30 protein-coding genes and 4 pseudogenes are annotated in these 25,091 nt (G+C 64.6%); 15 read left to right on the top strand and 19 right to left on the bottom strand.

The window, feature by feature from the left end:
* Nucleotides 1–79: 79 nt before the first annotated feature.
* Both OH799_RS07595 and OH799_RS07590 read left to right on the top strand, forming a co-directional pair.
* Nucleotides 80–391 (top strand): transposase, encoded by a 312-nt coding sequence (locus tag OH799_RS07595; RefSeq protein WP_406277076.1) that lies wholly within the window; start codon nt 80–82, stop codon nt 389–391.
* A gap of 44 nt (nt 392–435) precedes the next feature.
* Entirely contained in the window at nt 436–828 is a 393-nt protein-coding gene (locus OH799_RS07590) for an IS3 family transposase (protein ID WP_406277074.1), read from the top strand.
* Here the strand turns inward: OH799_RS07590 and OH799_RS07585 are convergent.
* A complete protein-coding gene (locus OH799_RS07585) occupies nt 764–1,288 on the bottom strand; it encodes a hypothetical protein (RefSeq protein ID WP_406277072.1) in 525 nt (174 codons plus the stop codon). The genes OH799_RS07590 and OH799_RS07585 overlap by 65 nt on opposite strands.
* Complete coding sequence (locus OH799_RS07580) at nt 1,285–1,500, bottom strand: hypothetical protein (protein WP_406281890.1); 216 nt, start codon at nt 1,498–1,500, stop codon at nt 1,285–1,287. The genes OH799_RS07585 and OH799_RS07580 overlap by 4 nt, the downstream gene beginning before the upstream one ends.
* Before the next feature lie 14 nt (nt 1,501–1,514).
* Between OH799_RS07580 and OH799_RS07575 the strand changes: the two genes are divergently transcribed.
* Nucleotides 1,515–1,910 carry a Tn3 family transposase gene (locus OH799_RS07575; protein ID WP_406281887.1) on the top strand — a complete coding sequence of 132 codons (396 nt, stop codon included), beginning with the start codon at nt 1,515–1,517 and terminating at the stop codon, nt 1,908–1,910.
* Nucleotides 1,911–2,044: 134 nt separating this feature from the next.
* Here OH799_RS07575 and OH799_RS07570 read toward each other — a convergent pair whose 3' ends face one another.
* Nucleotides 2,045–2,470, bottom strand: coding sequence for a nuclear transport factor 2 family protein (locus tag OH799_RS07570; protein WP_406277070.1), 426 nt, complete (start codon nt 2,468–2,470; stop codon nt 2,045–2,047).
* Between the two features lie 73 nt (nt 2,471–2,543).
* Between OH799_RS07570 and OH799_RS07565 the strand changes: the two genes are divergently transcribed.
* On the top strand, nt 2,544–3,122 hold the full coding sequence (locus OH799_RS07565; protein ID WP_406277068.1) for a TetR/AcrR family transcriptional regulator: 579 nt from the start codon (nt 2,544–2,546) through the stop codon (nt 3,120–3,122).
* Nucleotides 3,123–3,797: 675 nt separating this feature from the next.
* On the opposite strand, the gene OH799_RS07560 is transcribed toward OH799_RS07565, so the two are convergent.
* Nucleotides 3,798–4,613: an SMI1/KNR4 family protein gene (locus tag OH799_RS07560; RefSeq protein WP_406277066.1), complete on the bottom strand. Its 816-nt coding sequence runs from the start codon at nt 4,611–4,613 to the stop codon at nt 3,798–3,800.
* A 388-nt stretch (nt 4,614–5,001) separates the two neighbouring features.
* On the opposite strand from OH799_RS07560, the gene OH799_RS07555 reads away from it, so the two are divergent.
* Nucleotides 5,002–6,141, top strand: a complete 1,140-nt coding sequence (locus tag OH799_RS07555; RefSeq protein WP_406277064.1) for an SMI1/KNR4 family protein — start codon at nt 5,002–5,004, stop codon at nt 6,139–6,141.
* Between the two features lie 18 nt (nt 6,142–6,159).
* Nucleotides 6,160–6,525, top strand: a complete 366-nt coding sequence (locus OH799_RS07550; RefSeq protein WP_406277062.1) for a helix-turn-helix domain-containing protein — start codon at nt 6,160–6,162, stop codon at nt 6,523–6,525.
* A 237-nt stretch (nt 6,526–6,762) separates the two neighbouring features.
* Here the strand turns inward: OH799_RS07550 and OH799_RS07545 are convergent, their stop codons facing one another.
* The 3 genes from OH799_RS07545 to OH799_RS07535 all read right to left on the bottom strand — a co-directional run bounded on the left by OH799_RS07545 (nt 6,763) and on the right by OH799_RS07535 (nt 9,233).
* On the bottom strand, nt 6,763–7,101 hold the full coding sequence (locus OH799_RS07545; protein ID WP_406277060.1) for a hypothetical protein: 339 nt from the start codon (nt 7,099–7,101) through the stop codon (nt 6,763–6,765).
* Nucleotides 7,102–7,219: 118 nt separating this feature from the next.
* Nucleotides 7,220–8,512 carry an IS4 family transposase gene (locus tag OH799_RS07540; protein ID WP_406273045.1) on the bottom strand — a complete coding sequence of 431 codons (1,293 nt, stop codon included), beginning with the start codon at nt 8,510–8,512 and terminating at the stop codon, nt 7,220–7,222.
* A 343-nt stretch (nt 8,513–8,855) separates the two neighbouring features.
* A complete protein-coding gene (locus OH799_RS07535) occupies nt 8,856–9,233 on the bottom strand; it encodes a hypothetical protein (protein ID WP_406277058.1) in 378 nt (125 codons plus the stop codon).
* 276 nt (nt 9,234–9,509) lie between these two features.
* Here OH799_RS07535 and OH799_RS07530 point away from each other — a divergent pair, with 276 nt between their 5' ends.
* On the top strand, nt 9,510–10,421 hold the full coding sequence (locus OH799_RS07530) for a hypothetical protein (RefSeq protein WP_406277056.1): 912 nt from the start codon (nt 9,510–9,512) through the stop codon (nt 10,419–10,421).
* A 134-nt stretch (nt 10,422–10,555) separates the two neighbouring features.
* Here OH799_RS07530 and OH799_RS07525 read toward each other — a convergent pair whose 3' ends face one another.
* The 4 genes from OH799_RS07525 to OH799_RS07510 form a co-directional block, all read right to left on the bottom strand.
* Nucleotides 10,556–10,819 carry a hypothetical protein gene (locus tag OH799_RS07525; protein WP_406277052.1) on the bottom strand — a complete coding sequence of 88 codons (264 nt, stop codon included), beginning with the start codon at nt 10,817–10,819 and terminating at the stop codon, nt 10,556–10,558.
* Between the two features lie 347 nt (nt 10,820–11,166).
* On the bottom strand, nt 11,167–11,727 hold the full coding sequence (locus OH799_RS07520; protein ID WP_406277050.1) for a recombinase family protein: 561 nt from the start codon (nt 11,725–11,727) through the stop codon (nt 11,167–11,169).
* Between the two features lie 355 nt (nt 11,728–12,082).
* Entirely contained in the window at nt 12,083–12,568 is a 486-nt protein-coding gene (locus tag OH799_RS07515; RefSeq protein WP_406273025.1) for an SRPBCC domain-containing protein, read from the bottom strand.
* A 2-nt stretch (nt 12,569–12,570) separates the two neighbouring features.
* Nucleotides 12,571–12,927, bottom strand: a complete 357-nt coding sequence (locus OH799_RS07510) for an ArsR/SmtB family transcription factor (protein WP_406277048.1) — start codon at nt 12,925–12,927, stop codon at nt 12,571–12,573.
* Between the two features lie 341 nt (nt 12,928–13,268).
* On the opposite strand from OH799_RS07510, the pseudogene OH799_RS07505 reads away from it, so the two are divergent.
* Both OH799_RS07505 and OH799_RS07500 read left to right on the top strand, forming a co-directional pair.
* A pseudogene (locus tag OH799_RS07505) lies at nt 13,269–13,700 on the top strand (AAA family ATPase); the annotation flags it as partial.
* 238 nt (nt 13,701–13,938) lie between these two features.
* Nucleotides 13,939–14,124, top strand: coding sequence for a hypothetical protein (locus tag OH799_RS07500; RefSeq protein ID WP_406277046.1), 186 nt, complete (start codon nt 13,939–13,941; stop codon nt 14,122–14,124).
* 579 nt (nt 14,125–14,703) lie between these two features.
* Here the strand turns inward: OH799_RS07500 and OH799_RS07495 are convergent.
* A complete protein-coding gene (locus tag OH799_RS07495) occupies nt 14,704–14,892 on the bottom strand; it encodes a hypothetical protein (RefSeq protein WP_406277044.1) in 189 nt (62 codons plus the stop codon).
* Between the two features lie 330 nt (nt 14,893–15,222).
* Here OH799_RS07495 and OH799_RS07490 point away from each other — a divergent pair, with 330 nt between their 5' ends.
* A complete protein-coding gene (locus OH799_RS07490) occupies nt 15,223–16,029 on the top strand; it encodes an alpha/beta fold hydrolase (protein WP_406277042.1) in 807 nt (268 codons plus the stop codon).
* A gap of 215 nt (nt 16,030–16,244) precedes the next feature.
* Here OH799_RS07490 and OH799_RS07485 read toward each other — a convergent pair whose 3' ends face one another.
* On the bottom strand, nt 16,245–16,751 hold the full coding sequence (locus tag OH799_RS07485) for an alpha/beta fold hydrolase (RefSeq protein WP_406277040.1): 507 nt from the start codon (nt 16,749–16,751) through the stop codon (nt 16,245–16,247).
* A 163-nt stretch (nt 16,752–16,914) separates the two neighbouring features.
* Complete coding sequence (locus OH799_RS07480) at nt 16,915–17,193, bottom strand: hypothetical protein (protein WP_406277038.1); 279 nt, start codon at nt 17,191–17,193, stop codon at nt 16,915–16,917.
* Between the two features lie 31 nt (nt 17,194–17,224).
* Between OH799_RS07480 and OH799_RS07475 the strand changes: the two genes are divergently transcribed.
* From OH799_RS07475 to OH799_RS07460, 4 genes and pseudogenes are all read left to right on the top strand, one after another.
* Nucleotides 17,225–17,362 (top strand): hypothetical protein, encoded by a 138-nt coding sequence (locus OH799_RS07475; protein ID WP_406277036.1) that lies wholly within the window; start codon nt 17,225–17,227, stop codon nt 17,360–17,362.
* Nucleotides 17,363–17,386: 24 nt separating this feature from the next.
* Entirely contained in the window at nt 17,387–17,734 is a 348-nt protein-coding gene (locus OH799_RS07470) for a hypothetical protein (protein WP_406277034.1), read from the top strand.
* 132 nt (nt 17,735–17,866) lie between these two features.
* Nucleotides 17,867–18,670: pseudogene (locus OH799_RS07465) on the top strand (recombinase family protein); the annotation flags it as partial.
* 681 nt (nt 18,671–19,351) lie between these two features.
* A pseudogene (locus OH799_RS07460) lies at nt 19,352–19,918 on the top strand (IS3 family transposase); the annotation flags it as partial.
* A gap of 23 nt (nt 19,919–19,941) precedes the next feature.
* On the opposite strand, the gene OH799_RS07455 reads toward OH799_RS07460, so the two are convergent.
* From OH799_RS07455 to OH799_RS07440, 4 genes and pseudogenes are all read right to left on the bottom strand, one after another.
* Entirely contained in the window at nt 19,942–20,652 is a 711-nt protein-coding gene (locus tag OH799_RS07455) for a hypothetical protein (protein ID WP_406277032.1), read from the bottom strand.
* A gap of 762 nt (nt 20,653–21,414) precedes the next feature.
* Nucleotides 21,415–21,606: a nitroreductase/quinone reductase family protein gene (locus OH799_RS07450; RefSeq protein ID WP_406277029.1), complete on the bottom strand. Its 192-nt coding sequence runs from the start codon at nt 21,604–21,606 to the stop codon at nt 21,415–21,417.
* A gap of 79 nt (nt 21,607–21,685) precedes the next feature.
* Nucleotides 21,686–21,790, bottom strand: a pseudogene (locus OH799_RS07445) (nitroreductase/quinone reductase family protein); the annotation flags it as partial.
* A 326-nt stretch (nt 21,791–22,116) separates the two neighbouring features.
* On the bottom strand, nt 22,117–22,962 hold the full coding sequence (locus OH799_RS07440) for a universal stress protein (RefSeq protein WP_406277027.1): 846 nt from the start codon (nt 22,960–22,962) through the stop codon (nt 22,117–22,119).
* A gap of 679 nt (nt 22,963–23,641) precedes the next feature.
* On the opposite strand from OH799_RS07440, the gene OH799_RS07435 reads away from it, so the two are divergent.
* Entirely contained in the window at nt 23,642–23,794 is a 153-nt protein-coding gene (locus OH799_RS07435) for a hypothetical protein (protein ID WP_406277025.1), read from the top strand.
* Nucleotides 23,795–24,067: 273 nt separating this feature from the next.
* Here OH799_RS07435 and OH799_RS07430 read toward each other — a convergent pair whose 3' ends face one another.
* On the bottom strand, nt 24,068–24,994 hold the full coding sequence (locus tag OH799_RS07430) for a universal stress protein (RefSeq protein WP_406277023.1): 927 nt from the start codon (nt 24,992–24,994) through the stop codon (nt 24,068–24,070).
* Nucleotides 24,995–25,091 lie beyond the last annotated feature (97 nt).

Raw genomic sequence — 25,091 nt, 5'->3', positions numbered from 1 at the left:
TGCAGGTCCACCTGATCTGGCCCCCGCTCCGGGATCCGCAGTTTTGAGAGTTGAGGCAGACTGACCGCAGGAGGTCACGATGCCGAAATCCTTTCCGCCGTCTATGCGCCGGCAGGTGTGTGCTCGATTGCGAGCTGGCGAGCCCGTCGCCCGGATAGCGGAGGAGACAGGGATCTCGCCTGCCACACTGTTCCGCTGGAAGGCACAGGTGCTCATCGATGCAGGAGTCCGAGAAGGTGTTCCGAGCGTGGAGGCCGACGAGCTGGCCTCAGCGAAAATGCGAATTGCCGCGCTGGAAGCCGAATTGAAACTCACCCGCGCCGCCTGCGAATTGTTCGATGCGCAGGCGGTGGTGTTCCCAAAAGGCGGATCGCGGTCGTCGAAGGGCTGATCGCGCTCGGATATTCGGGCCGGTCGGCTTGCCGGGTTGCCGGAGTGAATCGATCCACCTTCCTACGACACCGGCGACGACCGTTGTCCACCCGAAAGATTCGTAGGATCGTGGTCGCCGACGAAATATCGCGGATCCATGTCCAGTCGCGCGGAACCTATGGCAAGCGCCGGATCAGGGCCGCGCTGCTGGCCGAGTGCGAGATGATCGTCAACCACAAACTCGTGGCCTCGATCATGTCCGACCTTGGGATCTTCGGCCTTCCTAGACGCAAACGTCGCGGTCACCCGATGCTCGGAGTGAGCACTCCCGCGGATCTGGTGAACCGCGCCTTCACCGCCGCTCGACCCAACGAGCTGTGGTGTACCGACATCACCGAACATCCCGCCATGCCAGCGATCGACGAAAGAACTTGCCGATGCGGTGAAAGTCGGTGAAACCGCCGAGCGTGTAGGCGTGCGCGGCGACGTAGGGCCGGACCGTGCCGTCGATCCACCCGGGCCAAGCGTTCTCGAACTCCATGTGACCGGTGCCGATGAGGCGCAGCCAGTCCTCGGCGGACCATGCCCAATACGATGTGCCGTCCTCCAGGCACCGCCGCAGAACCAGCCCGACCGCATCGGTGACCGAGCGGCGGTGAGCTTGGGTGTCCGGGCACCAGCGCAACGCCGCCCGCGCATCGTCGAGCGGAGCCATAAGCCGTGAAATCACCTGCCATTCAACGCGATCGCGGTCGTATCCACGACGACGGCGCACTTGCCAGTCCAGGGCGTCGAGAGCCGCGTGCTCGCGGTCGGTGAGTTCGGGGCGTCGGTCGTATCGGTCCAAGTCGATGGGCCATGGCCAGACTGGAGCCGCAGCCGTCGAGGAGACGGCCGCCGTGGAAGTGGTGATCACGACCTGATCGCCTCCGCCCCGTCCTCGCCGAGGCGCGCGAGCATCTGCACCCGCCAGCCGTGGATCTGTTCCATGCCGCGGTTGAGCTTGTCGGCCAGGTCGCGGCCGGAAAGATGGATGTAGGTGAGAGTGGACTCGGTGTCGCGGTGACCGGCAAACGAGGCGATCGCGTGCAGTTCCCAGCCCATTCGGGCAAGGTCGGTGAGGCACAGGTGCCGAGTGGGAGATCATCTGTCCCACGGTCAGATTCCACGTACCTGATAACTATCTGGCATCGGAAGAACTCAGAAGAGAGATCAACGGCGGGTTGCAGGTGGTGGAGAACTGGAACTCCGCCAACACCGTCGTGTTCTACGGCAAGGACTCCCAACTCGTGGGCGCCGACCGCGAACACGCCGAGGTATCGATGCTCGCGCTACACCTACTGCAATCGGCGATGGTGTACATCAACACCCTTCTGTTGCACGCGGTTCTGGAGGACCCGGAGTTCCACGGCCTGGTCGGCGACAACGAGCGCCGCGCACTGAGCCCGTTGTTCTGGTCGAACATCAACCCTTACGGCCGCGTCCGGCTCGACATGGATACCCGCCTGGACCTGTCCCTGGAACGAGTTGTTGGATAAAGCCCTGCTCGCTGCTGTCATTTGCCGCGTTGCGGTTCTTGCCAGTCGTGGGGCCACCGACAGCAGGTGATCCGCTGAGAGAACATGTTCCAGATCCGCTATCCGGATCGATCATGGCGACGGAAGTTGAGCCGTCAGGCCTGCACGGGTGCGCGGCGCGCGATGATCTTCCGGTGGCAGATGCGCCAGCCCTGCGGTTCCCGGCGGAGCGTGTCCTCGTAGATGACCGTCCCGCTCGTCCCGTCCGCATTGACCGCGAGCCCCTTGGAACGCGCACGCACCCGGACGCCATCCTGTGCGACCAGAACGATGTTGGTGACGTGATGCCCCAGCGGCTGGGCCGGGTCGTCCTGGTTGTCGCGAGCCACTTTTTGTAGCGCCGCAATGCCGCGGGCCGTGCCGAGCCCGAAGTCTTCCAGGTCCAGCACCAGATCGTCGGTGTACAGCTCGCCCCACCGATCCCAGTCACGGTCATCGGCCACATGTCCGTGCAGCGCGATCGTCTCGTGTATCGCGATTCGATCCGCCGCGGTGATGTCCAGCATTCGAAGACCTCTCATCAGTGAAATGGGGAATTCCCCGTTTATTCGCCGCTAGACTAACCGGGGATTCCCCCACTTTGCAAGGAGAAAGATGGTCGACCGACCACGTCGCGCCGATGCGCGCCGCAACTACGAGCTAGTGCTGACGGCCGCGAGGGAGGTATTCGACGAGCTCGGCGTAACCGCCCCGCTGGACGAGATCGCCCGGCGTGCAGGGGTCGGGAATGCGACGATGTACCGCCATTTCCCTACTCGCCGCGACATGGTCATCGCCGTCTACGCCGAGGAGGTCACTGCGCTGGGCGAGCTGGGCCGGACCTTGCTCGGGGATCCCTCGCCTGCCGATGCGCTGTTTGCCTGGCTGCGCGCGTTCATCGCGCACGTCTCCACGAAAGGCCAACTGCCCCTGTCTATTCCGGATGACGAGGCCGGACAGCGGTCCGCGCTGTACCGGGAATGGCACGAGACGATGCACACTGCCGCGGCCGATCTGCTGCGCCGGGCGCAGGAAGCGGGCGCGATCAAGGCCGACCTCGACGTTGCCGACCTGCTCGCTTCGGCCAACGGAATCGGACGCGCCGCAGCCGACGTTTCCCAGGCCGACCGGTTGCTGGCCATCGTCCGCGATGGCCTCGCGCGCACGTCGCGAACAGGCAACTCACCGAAATAGACTCGGTTCCGACAGCCCAGTTTGAGGCGAGGACCCCCGAGGGAAACTGCGACGCCAGGACGGTTACCGCCTGGCGCCTTCTGCGTGTTTCATAGACGGGTCACCTATGAAACACCAGCTGAGTTTCCCCCAGTTTCCTCACGTGAGTTCCAGTGGCGCGAACGACCGCGCACGACGCGGACCCGGAACCCGGCCTGGTTCTGATCGCCAATCGCGACATCGTTTGGTCGCCAATGTCGCCACCAACGCCTTTCGTGGCGGGTCTGCCGGGCCGTCAGTTGTCCTCTGCCAGTGAAGTTGGACTTTTGCCATCGATGTTGGCCCATCGTGGAGTCTCTGCCATTGCAGTTGGCCCGTTCTGGTCGAGTTCTATTGATGGGAGCGGGATTCGGCCTCGGATCCGGCGGGGTCCTGGCTGGATCCCACAAACCCTTCCTGCTGCACCGCGAGCTCGCGGGCCCGGCAACCGGCCTCAGGCGAAAGTGATCGTCCCTACCGTGTAGACACCGTCCCGAGCCCCGCCGTGCAGGCCAGGACTTCGGTGGCGGTTCGGCGGCCGCCGCAGGCCCGGACCGGCGGTCGGATCGGGAGGCTACGTCGATTCGGTCTGCACGCTTCGCCGTATTGCCCCGGGAGGTTCGAGAGAAAGCCCCCGAAACCCGATGGGCGTGAGTGTCAGGATTTCGGGGCCCCGCGCTCCTGGAACCAGTGCCCGCGGACGCCCTCCGCGGCGGTGTGGAACGGGTGCTCCTGGTCGGTCATCTGCCGGAACAGGAACTCCGTGGCCGTGCACTCGAACCGGCTGCCCTCGTCGAGGCTGTCCACGGCGTAGACGGGCCACCGGTCGGGATCGGGCCCCTCGGTGATCCAGGAGTACGTTTCCTCGTGCTCGTTGTTCGACCAGGGGATCAGCCCGCCCGGGGCCGGGAACGGCGGATGCTCGTCGCCGAACGTCCAGTCGTTGCGGGTGTGATACTCGGTGTGCCAGATGAGCTTTTCTGGGTGGAATACCCCGAAGAACCCGTTGAACCTGCCGTCGCAGCCGAACGCCTCGACGAGCCGCTTGTAGTCGCTCGGCAGGGGGGTGCCGAGCCGCGACTCGACCACTGCCCAATCGGGCGCGGGGACGGGCGCCGATGGCCCACCCGTGATCGCGACCAGCCGCTGCACCCACGACATCTCCGCGGGCGGATCGACCGGTTCCGGGATGGTCCGCTCCGCGACGGCGACGACCAGACGGCTGTCCGCGTCCTCCCCGACCGCGACCGCGCGCATGCCCTGCGCCCAGGCGTGGTCCCAGTCGTGCTCTTCCGGGAGGGCCATCGGCGGCTCGCCGTTCCAGTACACACCCGGGTACCGACTGGCGAACATGCCCGATGGATCTATGCCGTCGTCGGAGACCAGCACGCATGTGTGCCCGTCCGGATGCCCGGGCTGTTCGCACGTCAGGGCACTGACCTCCGCCCCCATGAGGCGGGATACGGTCGCCATCAGTTCCTCGCGGTCCACAGGAAGCCATCTAACCACCACCCCCACCGATATCACTGGTCCACGAGATCCTTCACGCCTGGACCACGCGACGTCCGAAACGCTGAATTGGGCCAACTTCAATGGCAGAAAACCAGATTCGCTCTGCCACTCGAAATGGCCCACCAAAGGTCAGCGCCCTTCTGCTGGGCCAACTGCACTGGCGCAGGACATCAGTTTCAGCTCAACAACTTCTCAGACGTGGTGGGCATTAACGGCACCCCGAGATCGAGTTCCCTACGCTGTTGCCAACTGTGCGCCACCTCGCCCGGGCCGCCGCCACGGCTTAGAACTGAACTGACCAGGTATCTGCGTCCTGCCCCGCGTCGGGCCTTGGGAAGGAAGGCGTCTCGTGCACCCTGCAGTAGCGCATCTGAGTGCGGTCATGCCGCCCTCGCCGCTGGGTCCGGTGATCGCCCCGCCCTGGACGCGAATCGAGGAGGCGATGGGGGTCGGGCTGCCGCGCGACTATCGGGACTTCATCGATCTATACGGCGACGGGGCGATCAACGACGAACTCGGCGTCAACTACCCCGCCTGGCAGCAGGATGACACCTCGACTCTGAGCACCTTGGTGGATGTGGCCGAAGAGGACAACGGCTACGGTGTTTACGAATCCTTGGAGGTGCCCTTCCCCGGGTATCCGGCGCCGGGCGGGCTGCTGCAGTGGGGCGGCAATTACAACGGCGACAGGCTCTGTTGGCTAACCGAGGGCAAGGACCCGGACGACTGGCCGGTGGTGGTGGTCTTCCGCCACATTTCGGATCCGTCGTGGCGGCGGTTCGACGGTGGTATGGCCGCATTCCTGCTCGCCGTGGTCACCGGCACGTTCGACCTCGCGACCACGTTGATCGGCGATGCACCGGGTGAGGCGCGCTGGACTCTGGCGCGGGATTGGATCCACGACTACGGGTTCACGCCGTCGGCGCGCTACGTCCATGCCGGCGAAATGTTGCGGCCGGGTGGGCAGGGCCTGACACTTGCCGGGGGTGTGCCGGTGTCGCTGCGGTATGCCGAGGGTCTCGGCGGGGATCAGGAACTGTACGGGCGCACCGGTGAGGTTCGGCCCCTGATCGAACCCCACGACCCCGACTGCCCCGCCGAGACAATCACCCTGGCCGGCGGCGGACTGGCCGGCGGCGGACTGGCGCCGGGGATGATGGCCTACCGGATCCGGGCCGAGGCCACCATCGACCTCGACAATGCGCCGGGCACCCTCGCACTGGAACTACTCCGCGACCGCACACCGATCCCGGCAGCCACCTCCGTACTGGACAACTACGGCCAGACCTTGACAATCATCACCAAAGCCGAAATCACGGTAGCCGCCAGCGCGGACCTGGCAGCGGTGCAACTGCGCGTCGTGAGCGACCGGGACACCGACATCACTGTGTGGGACCTGTCCCTGCATGTCAAGGGCACCCTGGCCACCGCCCCCCAGACGTGCCCCATCGTTCGTGCAGACAACGGCTGCTACTGCATGCTGAGCTGACGACCGGCCACCCGCACATTGGGGGATTCGGGCAGTGTTCGTGGCCAGCGCGTCCAGTCGGGGCGGATCGGTCGTCGTCCCAGACCTGCGCCAGGATCATCAGGTTTTCAAACTCGCCCGGCCGGACTCCACCCATGGGTTCGACGACGTGGGTGCACACACGAGTTCGGACATCAGTGCACGCGACTTCGAACATCGACACGCGGGCAGCGGCTCGGTCGGCCACCGGCCATAAGCGACGAGCAGGTCTGCCAGGCCCGCGCTCTGCTGACCCGGCCGGACGAGTCGGTGTCCTCGATCGCGCGGCTGCTGGGGGTCTCGCGGACCACGCTGTACAAATACGTGCCCGAGCTCACCGACGGAGCCCAGGCACGTATTCGATGAATGACTCGTAGAGCTGCCGTGCCCGCGCTCGGTAGCGTTCGCTGCCGAGCCGTGCGGCGAGAAGGACTGATCCATGAACTCGGGCTCGGCCCGCCGGAGTGTGCACGGGTCAGTGTTCGAAGTTCGGCGCATCACTCCGCCGGCACTGAGTTCGGGCGCGGCTTTCGCTTTCAGGGCTTCCAGTTCCGCGTCCGCGCGGAAGCGCGCCTGCAGCAGCCAGGCCGCCCGATTATCCGCTCACCACCTGTGAGTATCGGTGTCCAGCCTGGACACCTTCAGGCTCGCGTAGGTCGTCGTCCCATCCCCCTTATGCCTGTGTTTCACGGATACCTCTCCGTCATCCGACAGATCGATCCACCGATTGTCGTCCTCTCGAGAGAAGTATTGGTTCTGGTATATGCCGTACTCGGCGAACACGCAGCCGCCTCGCGGGGTGTCGTACAGGCCGTTGCATACCTGTATGCCAGCTTCAGGAAAGGTGATCGATCCGTCGTTCCGGCTTGTCCGCTGGACCCGAGCCCTTGACGCCTCCAGGGGCGCCGGGTCGGTGAGCAAGGTATAGGTCAGCAGGGTCATGGTCACGACTCCTTCGACTGGAAGGTCGGCGCAGGCCGATAACCCACGCGCAACCGAGAACCCACATGCGCACTACCCCTAGCCCCAAGGCCGCGCAGTTTGGGTTTCTGCCTGGTTGTCAACCGGGCAGGATATGGACGCTGATCTGGGTTTTGTAGATGTTGCGGTCGACCTCGCCCTTGGCGCGGTGTTTGGAGATGGCGCGTTTGACGATGCGGGGGCTGGAGCGTTGGCGTCGCGGTGGCAGCGGGCTGGACAGGACCGCGCGGCCGATGGTGCCGATCAGGTTGATCGTGGTGGTGGCGAGGACTCCGGCGGCCTGGATGAGCTGATCGCGAGCGGTGTGCACGGCGATGGTGAAACTGCCGCGGTCGGGGCTGAAACCCGGTGTGGCCAGCGCAGTATCGGCGATGGCGGTGCGCAGCGCCTGGTAGGTGATCAACAACGCGTAGACCTCTTGGGCGACCCCGGTCGGGGTGCGGGCGCGCAGCACCCGCCCACCGAGGATGGTCGATTTCAGTTCGAAATAGCTGGTTTCGATCTCCCATCGTTGATGGTAGAGATCCACCAATTCCTCTGCCGGGTAGCGCTTGTCGTCGGTCAAGGTGGTGATCAGCCGGTACCGCTCGACCCGGCGTGGCCCGCCGGCGCAGCTGACGGCGATCTCGGCGTCGATTACGCGCACAGTCGCCGTACCGGTACGGGTCAGCCACGATCTGTCACCCAACCGCGCGATCGCGGGAACGCGCCGGTTGAGTTTGGCGCGGATCAGCAGATCCGCTCCGGTGTCGGTGATCTGCTCGATCAACGCCGTAACCGCGAAGTTCCGGTCGGCCAGCAACAACATGCCCGGGCGCAGGCACCCCAAAAGTTGTGGCGCATAGGCTGTTTCCGCGATCCGCAACGGACCGAACACGACATCGACGACGGTGCGGGTGCCACACGCCACCACCGCCAGCAACCGCAGCATCGGGTACCCGGCCTGGGCGTGACCGCCACCGTGACGCCCGAACTCGGCCACGTTGCCCGGGCTGTCGGGCACAAACACGCTGGTGCCATCGATCGCGCACACCAGCAGACCCCGCCACCGCACCGCTCCAGCGGCGGAGCCGGCGAGCAGGTCGAACAACGCGGCCAACGGTTTGACCCCGACACGGCGCAACGCCTGTGACAAGGCCGAGGAACCCGGACACACGAACGATCCACCGGGCAACCCGGCACACAACCGCGCCCATACCTGCCGATACCCGATATCGGAGAACAACGCTCCGGCCAGCAGCAGATACACCACCACCCGCGACGGCAGCAGCCGCACTCGCGACCGCACGGCACCGGCTGTTTCCAGCGCCGCGTCGACCAGATCGAACGACACGATCCGGGTCAGTTCCCCAAGGTGCCCCGGCGCGAACACACCCTCCGCGACCCGCGAGGAACGATCAATGACACACTGAACTGACAGCGGAACTCCTCGGACGAGCGGATTGTCTTGGCGGACAACACCTCTCTACCAGCAGTTCCGCTGTCCCCGCTCACCACCCCACCCCGCTTGACACACCAACTCACACGTTAACTGCGCGGCCTTGCCCCTAGCCCTCCAGCCCGGAGGTCCGGAAGAACTTCACTTCCAAGGCTCACGCGTCAGCCACACATGAAATATAAGCCTGACCCTTCACTTCTTGTGATTGAAACCGTTTCGGCCGACCGTCCGGCCAGCAGCGTCAAGTAACGATTCAGTCCAGCGAATGGGCGCCGGCTCAAGGATTCGAGACAGCAGGGTCGGCTACGCCTTGGGCCAGGTCCCGGGCGTCGCGTAAGTCGGTCTTGATATTGAGGTCGGTCATTTCTACCGGGATCCCGGTACAGCCGGTTCGACTGGAGTGTTGCCAGATCACCACGGTTATCAGGCAACAGGGCTTCGGCTCCATCCGTGAAACCTCCCCCGTGATGTTGTCGATGCCGGGACTGTCGGACAGCTTCGTGACAGAATCACTCCAGGTCGTGCACAGGGGGTCGCGCATGCAGAAGAGTTCTCGGCCAATCGGATTCGTCGTTGCAGTCCTCGTGGTGCTTGCACTGGCTGCCTGTTCACCGAGCAGCCCGCAGCAGACGGGTGTCACCGATCCCGCGTCCACCTCACCCGACCCACCTACGTCGACCTCGTCGGACTCGGCGCCAGGAGCCTCGCCTGAGCAGGCGGCGACCGGTACCCAACCGCGGCCGGGTCTGCCCACCACTCAGGTATTACCTCCTACAGCTACGGCTGCGGCGACAACTTCTCTGTCCAAGACGGTTGGGCCTGAGCGGACCTCGCCCTCGCGGACAACTACTACGGTCCCGGAGACGACGCGACCGCCGTCTAGCGTGACAACACCAACCACTCCCCCGACCCGAACACCGACGGTGACCCGGTGAGTGGCTCCTCCTCGTCACCCGAACCGCAGGCGCCCTTCGCTTTGGCTCTGTCATTAGCGGGAGCGGTCACCTCGCAAGCTTTTCTGTTCACCGCTGTCCTGTACTACTTCGGGTGGGCGTACGCCCACGCATGGTTCGCCTATTTCGGTGTCGATGTCGGCATGCTCGGGTTGTCGGTAGCCGACTACACCCTGCGTAGCCTCACTGGCGCCTTCTGGCCGGTGGTGATCGCTCTGCTCGGCCTGCTGGTTCTCGCTTCGGCTCGCCGGCTCCCTCTCGTGATCGCCGTGCGGACGAGGCGCCCCCGACAGAATCTGCGCCGCTGGTATGTGGTCGTACTGATTGTCGGCACAGCGCTGAGCGCGACACCGGGCATCACATGGATGGTCGACCGCACCGTCGGTCCACCGCTGAGCACCTATCTGCCGGGTTTTCTCGTGGTGGGAGCCATGCTGCTCGGCCACGCCATCACCCTGCGATCGAGCTGTCCAGCGTTGATCGGTTCAGGGCGAACCGCCCGCCGAAACACACCGCGCCCCGCACCTACGGGCGTTTTGGTCGTATTGCTTGCGCTCGGATTCGCCGGAACTATCTGGGGCATAGGGGCATACGCCGACCGACAGGCCACCACCGATGCACGCAACCTGGCTCAATCCAGGTTTCCAGGGCGTCCCTCGATCCTCGTCCTGAGCGTCGACAGGCTAGGAATCGAGGGAACTGGTACACAGGTCAATGAGTTCACCGTGCCTGGCGAGAAGTATCGCTACGTCTACAGCGGACTACGAATGCTGGCGCGGACCCCGGACACATATTTCCTTGTCCCACAACAGTGGGAGCTGAATCGAGATCGAGTCTTCGTCGTCCCCAGAACCGACAGCCTCCGAATAGACATCGATCGACATGCTTGACGCCAGGATTCACGACCAAGGAGATGCGCCTGTGCCGAGATCCGCGACCAAGTGATGTCCGGAATCGCGACCAGAACCACCCGAGAAACAGCAGCGAGCCAGGGAGATGCGCGCTGCTGTTGAGTCGGCGACTCTCACTCGATCACCAGCTGGTCGGCGAGGTCGACCGGAGTGTCTGGGGGCAGCGTGACGCTTTCGAGCAGCCACCGCAGCGTAGGCACGTCCTGCGGGTCGACGGGCACCGCGGCGTTGACCAACGCGCTGACGAGGTCGGCGGAGGCGAGCGAGAGCTCACCCACCACGACCTTCTCGCGCAGCGAATCCACCTTCCCCGGAGGGAGCGCGGGCGCGTACTTCCGCACCTGCTCCACCAGCGTGGAACGATAACCGTTTTGCACTCTGTTCCTCGTCCTCTCAGAAGATTTGCATGTCCTCCGCGACCGCACGAACGACTCAGCCACCGATAAGGGTCACTTGCCCCGCACCGGATCGGGCGGATTTACTGCAACCCCCGAGTCCACGGCAGCCGCCGTGACCTATTCGTGACATTGGGGTGGGCAGCCTGGCCGTAGGCGGGTAGCGTCCTGACCTGCGACAGCCCCCGGCGGCAGAGGCGCCGCCGGGGGCTGTTGTCCAGTCCAGCTTGCTACTCCCCTCCTGTGTCTCCGCTCCGCCTCTTCTGCCGCCGCAAGTGACCAGGCATGCGCAAAAGCGACTATCTCGCCGCCTATCCCTGTGCCCCACTTCAGTCTGTAACGGTTGTGGCACGCAGGTAGCTGTACACGGTTTCGCGGCTGACGCCGAACTCTTTCGCCAGGGCCGCTTTGGACTCCCCGCTGACCGCGCGGGCGCGCAGCTGGTCGGCCCGCTCGGCGGTGAGCGCGGGCTTGCGGCCGGTGTAGGCGCCGCGAGCCTTCGCCGCCACGATGCCCTCACGCTGACGCTCGAGGATCAAGGCGCGCTCGAACTCGGCGAAGGCGCCCATCACCGAAAGCAGCAGGTTCGCCATCGGCGAATCCTCACCGGTGAAGGTCAGCGACTCCTTCACGAACTCCACCCGCACGCCCTTGCCGGTCAGGGTGCGTACCAGCCGCCGCAGGTCATCGAGGTTGCGGGCCAGGCGATCCATCGAGTGCACGATCACGGTGTCGCCGTCGCGGACGTAGCCGATCAGCTCGTCCAATTTCGGGCGTGCGGTGTCCTTGCCGGAGGCCTTGTCGGTGAAGGTGCGTTCGACGTCGATCCCATCGAGTTGGCGGACGGTGTTCTGATCGACGGTGCTGACCCTGATGTAGCCGACGCGCATGATTGCCCCCTTCCGAACCCGATATGTCAGGTTGGAGTCTAGGAATCAGGCGGACAAGTGTCAAGAAACGAAGAATGAGACTCTATTCTGACGCTTTTCGGGCCGGTCAGGCATGTGGCTGTGACTCGCGGCGGAAAGTGGCGGTGTTTTCGCGGTGCCGGGTGGCGGTGATCGTGACGCGTAGCGGTCCCGTTGCTGTGCTGAACGGCGCTGCTCGCGAGGCCCTGTGCTGCCACCCGCCCCCCGCCACCTCCACGGGGTTGCGACAAGCTGCCTCCTCGGGCCGCCGTCGAGCAGCGTCAAAGCGCACTTCCCGAGTCATTCTGGACGTCATGCACGCCTGGCTGAATGCGGATCAAGGGGCGATGAGGGCATCAATCTGGTTGAGCGCGGCGCTGGCGCCCTCGACGACACCCATCTCCAGCACCTTCTGCAGTCCTTCCGCGGTTTCGTACGTGCCTACGTACCTGGCGCGGGTGCGGCCATCTTGCTCGGTGAACGTGTAGATGTTCTGCGAGACCGGTAAATCCGGGTTCGGGTTGAAATCCAGGTCGGCGAACCCGTCCTCGAACGAGAAGCTGCGCGGCTCGTCGACGGCCGTGACTTTCCAGTACCCGGCGAACTTCTCGCCCTCCGGGCTGGTCATAAAGTAGGTCACCCGGCCGCCCGGGGTGAGGTTGTGGTCGACGACGGTCGCCGGGTAGGTCGGCGGGCCCCAGACCTTTTCCAACTGGCGCGGATCGGCGTAAATCTGCCAGATCCGCTCCACCGGCGCGGCGAATTCGGCGGTGATGGTCAGGGTGCGGGAGTCCGGGTCGTGCTGGACGTTGATGACGGGCATTGTTACTCCTTCTGACTGCGGTGCGGTGTGGTGTCGGATGCGATCAGCTCGTCGATGCGCGCGATGCGGCCACGCCAGGCCTGCTCCAGCTCGGTGAGCATGGACGCCACTGACCGCACCGCCGTCACGTCGCCGCTGGCCAGCTGCTCGCGGCCGTCGCGCCGCTTGGTGAGCAGGCCGGCCTTCTGTAGGACGGCGACGTGCTTCTGCACTGCCGCGAAGCTCATGTCGTACTTCGCGGCGAGAGCGGAGACCGAGTGCTCCCCGGCCAGCACCCTGCGCATGATGTCGCGCCGGGTCCGGTCGGCGAGCGCGTGGAACAGCGCATCAGCCCTGTCCTCCTCGTCTCGCTCGGTCACGAGAAGAATATACAACCAATTAGTTGTATGTTGTCAAGGGTCGTGTCGCACCTATGGGGCAATGCAGCCGCAATGCTCCGATCGACCTTGTGGTCCGGGGTGGCCGCGAGACCCGCGGGATCGGTATTGGCGCTGCACAACACCACGCACACCCGCTCGGCCCCGGCCGGTACGCCGAGTGCGGCCGAGAATCGCCGCCAGCGCAGCGGCCGCGTCATGTTCAACGGCGGCTCGGCGGTAGCTCCACAACGCCCGCCGAGCCGCCACAATGTCGTTGTCCGACACCAACACAGACCAAGTAGGGGTCCTCACGCAGTCGGGTGGCGCGGAAAGAGTGTGATCATGGTGCTGATGGAGTGCTGATCGAACTGCTCGTCATCGACGAATCCGAACGCCTGACCGCCACCGCTATCGAACACCTGCGCGACCAGTACGACCGCGGAGACCACGGCCTACTGTTCATCGGCATGCCCGGCATCGAGAAAACGTTCTCCCGCTACCCGCAGCTCTACGGCCGCGTCGGCTTCGCCCACAACTACCGGCCCCTGACCGGCGAGGAACTCACCTTCGTCCTGACCCGCCACTGGCACAAACTCGGCCTCGACCTGGACACCGACGACTTCACCGACGCCCGCATCACCGGCGGCAACTTCCGGCTCCTGCAACGACTGTTCGCCCAGATCCACCGCATCATGAAAATCAACGAACTCCACACCATCACCGCCGACGTCGTCGAAACCGCCCGCAGCACCCTCGTCATCGGCGCCACCTAATGGGAGGCGATCGGCGAGCCTACGACTGGGCGTGAACAGTCGGGGCCAGGCTGATCAACCGAGCCGCCGGTCGGTGAGCACTTCTGCCACCTGGAGTGTTGTCCGATTCCTAGGGTTAGATCGTGCCCCGGCCGGTCGGTGAGGCTGCCTGTAGCGCTGATGGGGTGTCGTGCCGGGTTGAGCACTGATCCATTAGGTCGCCGCCGCAGTCGATCTCGCCTAGGACGGATGGCGCTTCATGCCCGAAAACGGCACCGCCCGTGTCCGGCTCGCCTGTATCGAAGCCCGCGCCCGCGCCCGCATACGCGACGCCCAAGGCGCCGATGAACCGCTCGAGCTGGGCTGCCGGGAAGTTGGAAACCCGATCGAGCGGGCCAGACCGTCGTTTTTGATCTTCTCCAGGGTGAGACAGGCTCTTGTCTAGCGCGGCCAGGGTGGTGTCGTAGCCAAGGACGGTGTGTCAAACCTTCGCCGTGATGTGTAGTTGTTCGCGCGGCAGTCTGGACGCGGCGATACCTGCGCCTGCGCCAGTTTCGTTGCGGTAGTAGGCGGCAGTGTCGATCGCCGATAGCCTGCCTCAAGTGCCGTTGTCGCGGCCGGTGTGGCTTCGTCGTCGGGTACTCGGAATACCCCGCAACGAGCTGCGGGATGGTGGTTCCATCGTTGACGACGATCTCTGGAATCGAGGGCGCCGACATTGCGAGTCTCCTTGCCTGAATTATCGGCCGGGGATCGGGAAGCGGTAGCTCATTCGGACGGTATCGGCGGACCGTAGTACGGGCCGGTTGGCGCGATCAGTAGGCGCCGACAGGCTGCATCAATCGCAGTCGCTCAGGCCTGGGTCGCACGCGACTTCCCGGTAGACCCCACCGCTGGCGTGCCGCTACAACCAACCAGCTCGCGGAAGACACGACCAATCGTGTGCTGCTGACCATTCGACAGGAGCCTCCAGAGCACCCCGTTCGTCGCTGTCGTACTCGCCAATGAGGTCGACGACTTCGACCTACGAACTACGAGCCAGCTGGTGGATGTGTCGCACCCGTCCGGCGTCGGCGACCTCGCCGACCAGTATCCAGTCCATCGCCACCTGTCCGAGCTTGCGGTGTTCTGCGCTGAAGCGACAGCGTGCGGCGACGCCGGCCCGGCTCTCCTCCGCCGCGCCGTTGAGGACGTAGTGCACAGCGCTGACCACTGAGGTTATCGCTGCTGGACTGCCGCGACTACGCAGACGTCTCGCGGAGTTCTGGGCGTGCTACGGGATCTGGATCCGATTACTGTCTGGCTGCTGGTTGCTGTCAGCGGTGTGGGCACGGCAGTTCCGGCCGATGCGAGAATCGCGAGCCGTACGTATTATCCACCACGCCCGTGACACAGTCAGGCGTGATCGCTGCGTTCGAAAGGGGGCGGCGGCGGTGTCGCTGTGCTCAGCTTCAATGGGCCCGGGCCAGATTGGCCGGATCGCGATATCGGATGGCTGGTCAGTTCGTTGTGGGCAGCTGTGGTATCGGCATACGCTGCGTCCATGCCGAAGATCAGCTACCGCGGAAGTGACGGCTGCAGCTTGCACGCCACTGTTGTCGGGGACGGCGACGGGCTTCCGCTGATCCTGATGCATGCCGGCGGACCCGATCATGAAAGCCTTCTCCCGCTGGCCGCTCGGCTCGCCGACAGCCGCCCGGTGGTTCTCCCGGACCTGCGCGGCTACGGCCGGTCCGTCTGCGCTGATCCGGCACGCCACACCTGGGCCCAGTACACCGACGATGTCATGTGCCTACTGGATCAACTCGGTCTGCCGGGCGTAGCGCTCGGCGGTGCCGGTCTCGGCTCGACCATCACGCTGCGCGTGGCCGCGGCGCATCCGAGCCGCGTGCGTGCCGCGGTCTTGATCGGGGTCGAGGACATCGAGGACGACACGGCGAAAGAAGCCGAGATCCGCTTCTTGGATGCCTTCGCCGCTCGCGTCGCGGCCGAAGGCATCGAGGCGGGCTGGGCGCCGATCTTGGCCGGGTTCCCGCCTGTCGTCGGTGCGATGGTGCGTGACGCCATACCCCGATCGGATCCGGCCAGCATTGTCGCCGCTGCGGCGATAGGCCGGGACCGATCCTTCCGCAACGTTGCCGAACTGGCCGCGATCACCGCGCCGACGCTGGTGTTTTCTGGATCGGATGCGCGTCACCCCACCGCACTTGCCGGCGAGGTCGCCCGGATACTGCCCCATGGCCGCTTGGCGTCGGAGACAATATCGAGTGACTTGCACACCGCCGAAGACCTCGCGCGCGTGACCGCCCCCGCCCTTCGAGAATTCCTCGACGAGATCACCCAGGCCTAGCCGGGGACACCTCTATGTATGGTCGGGACGAAGAAACGGGTGGAGCAGTGCGTAGGTTTCCCCAGACAGGTCATCGTGCAGTGAATGACCGCCGCCGACCAAGACGTGAGCCTGCACCCGTGGCAGCTGGGAGGTGAACCGCTCGACGAGTTCGACCGGGAAGTACCGGTCCTCGGTCCCATAACAGCAGGACAGGCGTGTCGACCAGCGGCAGATTACGTTCGGTATCGCTCCATCGCACTGATCGCTCGACTCGCAGCATGTCTGCGAGCCGGGCTGCTCGTCCGTCGGGTGTTCGCATCATCTGCACGTAGTCTCCGATCCGATCGGCGGGCACGCTGGCGTGGTCGGCGAAGGACTTTCGGAGCATATGTCGCACCGACGCTGTGGATGTGAGGCGAACGATGATCTCGCCGACGAGAGGCAGTCTCAGGAGCCGGAATTCCCACACGTCCGCCACATCCACACCGGCCGGCGCGATCAGCGTCATTCGACTCCACTCGATCATGGTGGGTCCGGGCGAATCGGAGGGCAAAGCCCCCGCCCCACGAATGGCCGACGACGGCAGCGCGTTCCACGCCGACGGCATCGAGGAAGTGACCTATCGACGCGACAACCGCATCTGTGCCGAACGGGCCTGACCTCTCGACGATTTCGGTCCGGCCTTGACCGGGCGGGTCTGCCACGAAGACGGTGTGCCCGTGCGCGAATTCCTTGATCATCGCGGCGAAGGTCAGTTCCAGCCGCCGCTGCCGGGAATCAGCAGCACCGGCGGTCCGTCGCCTGCCTGCGCGTAATGGATGCGAGCAACTGGTGTGTCCACGAACGCTTCCCGCACTATGGGCTGTGAGGACCCGAAGCCGGCCGATGGTGTGTGGTTCATGGTCAGCTCTTCGGGTGGGTAGCTTCGCGGCCGGTGGCGACGGTAACGAGGGCACCGGCAACGACCACTGCGACACCGGCGATGAGTGCGGTGGACATGCCGTGTTCGAAGCTGTCGAGCACGCTCGTCAGCAGGTGTGGTGGAGCGCCGGGCGCTGACCCGGCGACCACGCCTGCGGCCACCGATTCCTCGATGGTGTGGGTCAGCTGCGGGGGTAGGTTCTGTGCGACCTCGTCGCTGACGCGGCCGCGGTAGCTGTCGCTGAATATGCTGCCGAGCAAGGCGATTCCGAGGACACCGCCGAGCTCGCGGGTGACGTCGTTGAGTGCGGACGCGACGCCGTGCTGCTGTGGTGGCTACGCCTCCAACGCAATGGGCAACTTCTGCTTCGATGTCACGCTGAACTACCGGCGGCTGGAACGTCCTCGGCGCATCGCGGGGGCGATGTGACATGTCTGGTGTTATCTTTGTGTCATGCGTGTTGGTGATAGTCGTTGTGGCGCTGTGGAATTCGCGCTTCGGGTCAACACGGCGGCGGAGTTGCTGGAGGCGGGTGCTGCGGTCGCTGAGGCTGCGCGGGTGTTGGCGGCCGAATTCGACTGCTCGTCACGGCAAGCTCGCCGGTATGTGGAGCGAGCCGCGTCGGGCGGTCGGGTGGTCGTTCCGGAGGAGATGGTGGTGTTCACCGTCAAAGTTCCTGCGGCGCTGGCTGTTCGGGTGCGTGAGCGGGCCAAGGAGTCGGGCGGCACGATCTCCGCCCTGGTCACCGCGGCGTTGATCGGTTTCTTGGCGCGGGGTCACACACAGCCCCGGCGCAGGTGAACGACAGGGTGGTCGAGACGGAATTCGTTTTCGACCGCCACGCGGCCACGGATTTGTCGGTGGCTTACGACATTCTTGTGCCACAACGCCGGGCCCGCGTCACGCGGACCCGGGAGGAAGGACTACCGCCTGATGACGAGCGCGGTGATATACGCCCGGGTGTCTTCGGCCCGGCAGAAGAAGGACGAGACGATTCGCTCGCAGACCGCGGCGCTGTGCGCCCACGCCGAGCACCGGCGCGGCAAGACTTACCGCGCCAAAACCGGGTCGGTCAACGTGCTCTCGGGTGCCCCGTTCGGCTACCGATACCCGCGCAAGAGCGAGGCCACCGGCGCGGCCTACGAAATCCTCGCCCACGAAGCAGTTTTGGTCGCGGAGATGTTTCGGCGCTATGCCGACGACGGCGCCTCCATCGCCGAGCTGACCCGCTGGCTCACCGAACAGAGCGTGCCCACCCGCACCGGCAAGAGCCGCTGGGACCGCTCGGTGATCTGGGGGATGCTGCGCAACCCCGCCTACGCCGGTCGCGCGGTGTTCGGCAAAACCATGGTCGTGTACGAATCGCCGGGGCTCAATCGGGTCGCCCGACTACAGGGACGTTCCACCCCGAAGGCGTCGAAAACCGTCGACCGGCCCCGCGAGGAGTGGACCGAGATCCCCGTGCCCGCGATCGTGACCGAAGAGACCTTCGACCGGGTCACCCAACGCCTGACCGACAACAAACGATTCGCTTCGCGCAACAGCAAGATCCCCTCGCTGCTGCAAGGCATGGCAGCATGCTCAAGCTGCGGATACGGCTACTACCGCACCTCGACCCGCACCACGAACAAGAAGATCTACTACTACCGGTGCCTGGGCTCTGACGACTACCGCTACGAGGGTGGGCGGGTCTGCGCCAACAAACCGGTCCGCGCCGACTACCTCGACACCGTCGTCTGGGACCACATCACCGCGATGCTCGCCGACCCGCACCTGATCCGCACCGAGATCGACAATCGCCTCGTCGCCGAACGCAGCAGCGACCCGGTCCTCAAGCAACGCAAGCAGCTCGACACCGCGCTGGCCAAGGCCCGTGCGGGGATCGCCCGCATGATCGAAGCATTCGGTGAGCAACTGATCACCATCGACGAGTTACGCTCCCGCATGCCGGACCTGCGAGCACGAGAAGTCACCCTACACAACCAGATTCAAGCACTCTACAGTCAACTCGCCGACCGTGAAGGCTACCTCGCGCTCGCCGCCGACCTCGAGGGATTCCTCGGTCAACTCCACAGCAAAGCAGAACTCTCCACCGTCGTCGAACGCCAACGCGTGCTGCGGCTGCTCGTCAAAGACGTCCTCGTCGGACCCGACAAGATCACCATCCGCCACCGCATCCCCAACCGGGAACGCACCGGCAACGACACCCCAAACGCCGAGAACGCCGACTCGGAGGGCGAACATTGCCCACTGCGTTGGAGGCGTAATCAGCCCGTTGCTGTTGAACGTCGCCCTGCACGGGATGGAATACGCGGCCGGGGTCCGCTACCGCCGAAGCGTCGGCAGCGACGCGGAGGCGGCCGCAGGATGCCCGGTGCTGGTGAGGTATGCCGACGATTTCGTGGCGATGTGCTACAGCTGGTGCAACGACGATTCGCGCCCGCGGCACCGAATCGGTTGTGGGTGGCCGACATAACCTATGCCCGGACGTGGTCGGGGTGGGTGTATGTCGCGTTCGTCGTCGATGCCTATGCCCGACGAATCCTGGGCTGGCGCACCGGCACGTCGATGTCCGCCGCATTGGTGCGCGACGCGATCGAGCACGCCATATGGACGCGCGAACGCGACGGCTGGGATGTGAAAGACGTTGTACACCATACGGATAGGGGGTCGCAATACACCTCCATCGCGCTCAGTGAACGACTCGCCGACGCCGGGATCCACCCCTCGGTCGGCGCGGTCGGATCCTCCTATGACAACGCGCTCGCCGAGACGATCAACGGTCTCTACAAGACCGAACTGATCAAACCACGGGGGCCCTGGCGTACGGTCGATCACGTCGAGTTGGCCACCGCCGAATGGGTGGATTGGTTCAATCACCGGCGGCGCTGTCAACACTGCGGTGACATGCCGCCTGCCGAGATGGAGACCGCCTACTACTGTCAACAACCAGCCCAGCAAACCGCTGAGCTGTCACACCCGTAAGTCTCCGGACTCGCCGGGGGGATTCACTCCTGTGGTCTGCCAACGTGGCTCTCCTCGTCGTACGGCTGGTTCATGGTGTTCTGGAACTTGATCGCAGAGGCAATGCCCACCGGGATACCGAGCACCGCGGCGCCGATGATGGCGCCCAGCCCACCGAGCAGACCGGCACCGGCAAGACAGCCTGCGATGATGGTGAGGCCTGCGGCATCGAGGACGGGCGCCCCGACGACCCCACCGGCCACAGCGCCGATACCGCAGCCGACAGCCACGCCGATCGCACCACCAGCCAGAGTTCCGGTCGCGGTGGCCAACTGGAACTCGTTGACAGCGGCCTGTATCGCCGCGTCGAACCGCTCGGTGTGCGGATCGCCGCTGATCTCGTCGAGATGCATATCCGGCGTCGCGGCTTGCGCAGCCGCCTTCACCTCCGCCGGAGCTTCGACGGCCTCGAGGGCTTTCGGCTGGACCGCGAAAGACGCGACGCCGGCCACTGTGGTGCCGGTCGCGTCGTTCACCTGAAACTGCCCGCCCTGGGTGATGAGGGTGGCCATCCCGGTCTCGATGACCACGGACTCGTCCAGGGTGTTGCTGGTGTATTGCACACCCGGGACGATCTCGGTGCTCAATGTGCGCCCGTCCGGCATCGCGGGCAGGGCCAACGCCCTAGTGGCCCCGATACCGACGACGCTCACCGCTGTGGCGGCAACAACGGTAGCGCAAGTGATCTTATTCATGTGAGCCTCATCTTCAGACCGGCTAGATTGACCGTTCGCATCGTGATCGACCACAGCGCCCAGTCGGGACGTCGACCGCTACGCACGGCGGCCAGCGCCACTACTGTCCACGCTGCGCCCATCGACGCATCTTGAGTTTGGCATACCAAACTTTTTTGTTCAATATTGCAAACAAACACTCCCCACTCCAAGCAGGCCCTGCCATCACGGAACAACGCGGCCTATATCATCGCCGCGGTCGACGTCCGTCGAGCTTCCGTGGAGGCGCCAAGGCGTTCACCGCGGTCACGATGAACCGGTCGGGACCCACCTGCACGCCACAGCCACAACCGAATCCGGCAAGGTCAGGCTGTTCGCGATTTGAAGGCTCTCATGGGACAGCTACGGGCATAGAAGTCGTCGACTCAGCCATTTCAATGCCGCGATCGAGTTCGCCCCGCCGGCAGCAGCAGAGAGGTTTGCAGCAGACCTTTGTCAACCTCCTCGTCTCGGCCGAGATTCAGACCCCGAGTCGGCGTTCTCCCAGGATTCCCGACCTCCGCCATACCTGCGCGGTCAATGCCCTGATCGGCGGAGGGACTGCGTACCATCGCAAAGGACGGTGTTCGGGCTGTTCCGCCGCTGGCAGCGTGCGGGAGTGTGGGCGCTGATCCGGAAGATGCAGCAAACCGCTTTGTGGCAGCCAGATTCGACAGACTGCCGTCCGCTACCAGGCCACCGCCCACATCGCAGCAGCAACCAATGGCTACGCTGAGCTGACGTTCAAATATTCATGCTGTCCCACTCCACCACGACCAGGGGGATGTCGCGTTCGGTCTGCTGTTGATGCGCCGCCATATGCGGGTACTGCTCACCCAGCAGGTCGAGCAACCGCTTGCGTTCTATGCCCGACGCGGTGTGTGCGGTGCCGGTGAACCGGTCGATGCCCTCGGACGTGGGCTGCTCGATCAGCACCTGGGAATCGCAACCAGATTCCGGTACCACGCCGGGTGGTTGGGGCGGCCATGTTGGCTGCCCACAGTACGATCCGGTCCTCGCCATCGGTGAGGTAGTCGAGCGGCGCGACGTGTTGCTGCCCGCTGCGAGCACCGGTGGTGGTCAGAAGGACGAGATCGGCACCCTTGAGCATCCCGTCCATAGTGATCTCCCGACGGCTGTCGCGGCAGTGACGGGACCCCAACAGCTGCGCCAGCTTCCGGATCGTCGGCTTGGGATCCGACTCCCGATACAACGCACCGCACGAGCCCTCAGCTCGTTCGGGTACTGCCTCGGTGCCGCCACAGATGACTCCTTCCGAGTCGTATCGGACCACATATCGGAGCCCTCCGGGAGAGCCGGGGGAAGCTCAACCTTGGACATCACGCTTCCCGTGCCAGAACCTCAGAATGTCATTGATCGCGCATCGCGCACCACCGAGGCAGGCGCGTGCACGGCGTGTCTGGGTTGTTGCGGTGAGCGAGGCGATCATTCCCGACATGCAGCGATGAGGACCGGGATGCGGCTGGTTTGCAGCACTGCTTGACTGACGGAGCCGAGCGCGGCGCCAGCAACTCCGCCACGCCCTCGACTGCCGAGCACGACCAGCTGCGCGCGCCGGGACGCCACCAGTAGCCGCTGCGCCGGGCGGCCTTCGATGACGACCCGATCTATGCAAACATCCGGATACTTGTCGGTGAACCCCGCCAGGCTTTCGGCGAGCAACACCTCGGCTCGCTCCGGCCCTGTGCTGGATGCAACATTTCGATCAGACCACGTCGTCACCGCCACAAGCCCTACTTTCCGACTCGCCGCCTCATCGAAAGCAATACCGACCGCGCGAGTGCTACAGCGCGACCCGTCTACTCCCACCAGGACCGGGGCATATGATGTATGCGGCACTGTTTCCGCGACAGCCGGAATGACGGCCACCGGGCAATCGGCGTGCTTCATCAGCCCGACGCCGACTGAGCCGAACAGCACACGCTCCAACGCGTCCAATCCCCGAGCGCCGATGACGAGCAACTGGGCCGTCGCTGACCGAGCGGCCAAAGCCGCAACCGGTGATGGCAAATCGAGGAAGGTCTCAACGTGGAAGTCGTCCAACTCACCCACGATGCTTCGTCCGTGGCCGAGCGCGGACTCGCCAATCTTCCGGTATGTGCTGATATCGAACAACAAAGAGCCGATCAAAGGCACGGCATGGACTGGGACGGCGATGGCGTGCACAAGATGCAGCGGCGCCTCACGGCGGGCCGCTGTCGCAGCGGCCCAGCGAATGGCAGCAAGCGACGCTGGGGAGCCGTCGACACCGACGACAATAGGACGACGCATGGTCATAAATTGTCGCCTCTCGGATCAGGAAGGCTGTAAGCAGAGTAAGGAGCCCATCAGTTGGCCGCCCATTGTATTGATGGCTATTAATGTGGATTATATCGAAATCATAGCTTCTGATCGTTCCGGTGTAGTAATATTTGGCTCCGCTGATCGTCCGTGAACCGCCGTCGCCCGCCTGCAGCGCAAATTCGACAGCACCTCCATATCGCTGGCCGCGCCCATGGTCATGATCTTGTCGCGGCTCCTGGCCGGGTATCCCTACACTCCGGCAGGCAGCAAGCCTCTCTCCCGCGGATCGGCTTGCTCGGCTTCGGCGCGCTACGTGCAAGGCTGAAGCAGGTCTGAACTGACTGTCATATATCCGCCGATGGTTCGATGTCGGGGTGGTAATCGAGCTGCGGTGTCCAGTTAGACACCCCTGGTTCGTAGGTCGTCCAGCGGCGCGGGTGGTTTGTCGGTGTGTCCAGGCGGTGTATTCGGTTGGTTTTTGGGCCGCATCCCGCGAAATACTCAGCGGTTAATGATTATCGCTGGTCGTGTTGGGATGGCAGCGCGGGAACCAGCGGTGCTGGGCGTCGGTGCATCCGACACTTATGCACGGTGACATTCCGCAGGCATATCACGTGCACTCTAATATTTCGTCGCACGACCGTGAATTCGTGAGGAACGATACCTGATGAATACCATGAAGAAATTCGCTGTTACCTCCGTGATTGCGATCGCCGCGCTGACCGCCGCCGGTGGCACCGCCGCCGATACGGATCCGCCTGCGACCATCAACACCGATCTGCGGCCCGACGCGAACTGGCCCGGCGCCCCGGTGAGGTAAGTACTGATGTGCTGCGGTCGTGGCAGAGGGCAGAATACCAGGATATGCGCCGCCGGTTTGTCATGAGCATGTCCGTCCTAATGGGGCTGGTGGATCTATCTCCTGGAGAATCGGCTGCTCGCCGAATCACTGTGGCCTGAACATATCGGGCCCCAGTTGATCGGTCACCGGAGAACTTTGGCCGGTGCGACGCTGACCTCCATCCACCGCAACCTGGTGAGCATGCGGGTTATGAGGTCATCGGCTTGCCCTTGCGTTGTCGAATTGTGCTCGTCATTGTGCGGGGTGGACGACCATGACAGGGCATGAGGCGTGCTGGACCAGCGAGTTGGCGGTGGAGCCGAGTAGCATGCCCACGAAACCGCCGCGGCCTCGGCTGCCGACTACCACCAGTTGCGCTGACTTCGACCAGGCCTGCAGACGAGCCGCCGGGGCCGCGAGATATATCTTCCGGATGACTCGGACATCCGGGTACTTCTCCTGCCACCCCGCCAGCCGTTCGGCGAGGATCGCCTGTTCGGTCTGCTCGAGTTCGGCGTCGAGAAGTCGCCGATCAATTTGGCCGGCGAATTGCCCGAAATCCCAGTCGCTCCATACGTGTACGGCGACGAGATCGGTACAGCGTTCGGCCGCTTCTGCGAACGCCGTCGCGATCGCCATCTCGGATATCGGGCTGCCGTCGATGCCGACTACGACCGGCCCTGAACTGTGAATCGTGTAGTCGGCCTCAGGATCCGTGCGTACCACGACCAACGTCCCACGTGCGTGGGCGGTGAGCGCAAGCAGCGTAGAGCCTAAGTGGGCGAACGTCCCGACGCTTCCGGTCGCGCCGACCACCGTCGCGTATGCCTCGGCACTGTGGTCGATGAGCAGTTGTTTGGCGCTGTCGGTTGTCAGCAGGGTGGAGACGCGCAGGCCGGGTTCGGTCTCGCGAGCCAGTCGTTCGGCCCGGGCTACTACGGCTTTGCCGTGCGCGTGGACGGAATCGACCACCGACGGCACCACGACCTCATAACCGCCTAGCGCTCCGCCCATCCCGACGAGGTCCATCCCGTGCACGATCTGCAGCTCGCGTCCCCGCTTGGCCGCGAGGTCCGCCGCCCACCGCAGGGCCGTCATCGAGCCCTCCGAACCGTCCACACCGGCAACGACCCTCGCCGAGGGCAGTCGGTGCGGATCGTCGTAGCGCTGCTCTGTCATGGTGACCTCCGAAATCTCTTCACGCCTGCGATAGCCCGGCGGGCATCACACCAACGGTATGAACGTCCGGGTGCGGAGGATGCGGCCGATCGTCACC

This window comes from Nocardia sp. NBC_00881 (genome assembly GCF_045207455.1).
Lineage (GTDB): Bacteria > Actinomycetota > Actinomycetes > Mycobacteriales > Mycobacteriaceae > Nocardia.
This window is presented reverse-complemented; position numbering and strand designations above follow the sequence as displayed.

What these genes read in the sequence shown, in the direction of transcription:
- OH799_RS07595 (WP_406277076.1), top strand. Translation starts at nt 80, where the DNA reads ATGCCGAAATCCTTTCCGCCGTCTATGCGCCGGCAGGTGTGTGCTCGA.
- OH799_RS07570 (WP_406277070.1), bottom strand. Translation starts at nt 2,470, where the DNA reads ATGAGAGGTCTTCGAATGCTGGACATCACCGCGGCGGATCGAATCGCG.
- OH799_RS07565 (WP_406277068.1), top strand. Translation starts at nt 2,544, where the DNA reads ATGGTCGACCGACCACGTCGCGCCGATGCGCGCCGCAACTACGAGCTA.
- OH799_RS07560 (WP_406277066.1), bottom strand. Translation starts at nt 4,613, where the DNA reads ATGGCGACCGTATCCCGCCTCATGGGGGCGGAGGTCAGTGCCCTGACG.
- OH799_RS07545 (WP_406277060.1), bottom strand. Translation starts at nt 7,101, where the DNA reads ATGACCCTGCTGACCTATACCTTGCTCACCGACCCGGCGCCCCTGGAG.
- OH799_RS07520 (WP_406277050.1), bottom strand. Translation starts at nt 11,727, where the DNA reads ATGCGCGTCGGCTACATCAGGGTCAGCACCGTCGATCAGAACACCGTC.
- OH799_RS07515 (WP_406273025.1), bottom strand. Translation starts at nt 12,568, where the DNA reads ATGCCCGTCATCAACGTCCAGCACGACCCGGACTCCCGCACCCTGACC.
- OH799_RS07500 (WP_406277046.1), top strand. Translation starts at nt 13,939, where the DNA reads ATGCCCGAAAACGGCACCGCCCGTGTCCGGCTCGCCTGTATCGAAGCC.
- OH799_RS07490 (WP_406277042.1), top strand. Translation starts at nt 15,223, where the DNA reads ATGCCGAAGATCAGCTACCGCGGAAGTGACGGCTGCAGCTTGCACGCC.
- OH799_RS07485 (WP_406277040.1), bottom strand. Translation starts at nt 16,751, where the DNA reads ATGATCAAGGAATTCGCGCACGGGCACACCGTCTTCGTGGCAGACCCG.
- OH799_RS07470 (WP_406277034.1), top strand. Translation starts at nt 17,387, where the DNA reads ATGCGTGTTGGTGATAGTCGTTGTGGCGCTGTGGAATTCGCGCTTCGG.
- OH799_RS07455 (WP_406277032.1), bottom strand. Translation starts at nt 20,652, where the DNA reads ATGAATAAGATCACTTGCGCTACCGTTGTTGCCGCCACAGCGGTGAGC.
- OH799_RS07440 (WP_406277027.1), bottom strand. Translation starts at nt 22,962, where the DNA reads ATGCGTCGTCCTATTGTCGTCGGTGTCGACGGCTCCCCAGCGTCGCTT.
- OH799_RS07435 (WP_406277025.1), top strand. Translation starts at nt 23,642, where the DNA reads ATGAATACCATGAAGAAATTCGCTGTTACCTCCGTGATTGCGATCGCC.
- OH799_RS07430 (WP_406277023.1), bottom strand. Translation starts at nt 24,994, where the DNA reads ATGACAGAGCAGCGCTACGACGATCCGCACCGACTGCCCTCGGCGAGG.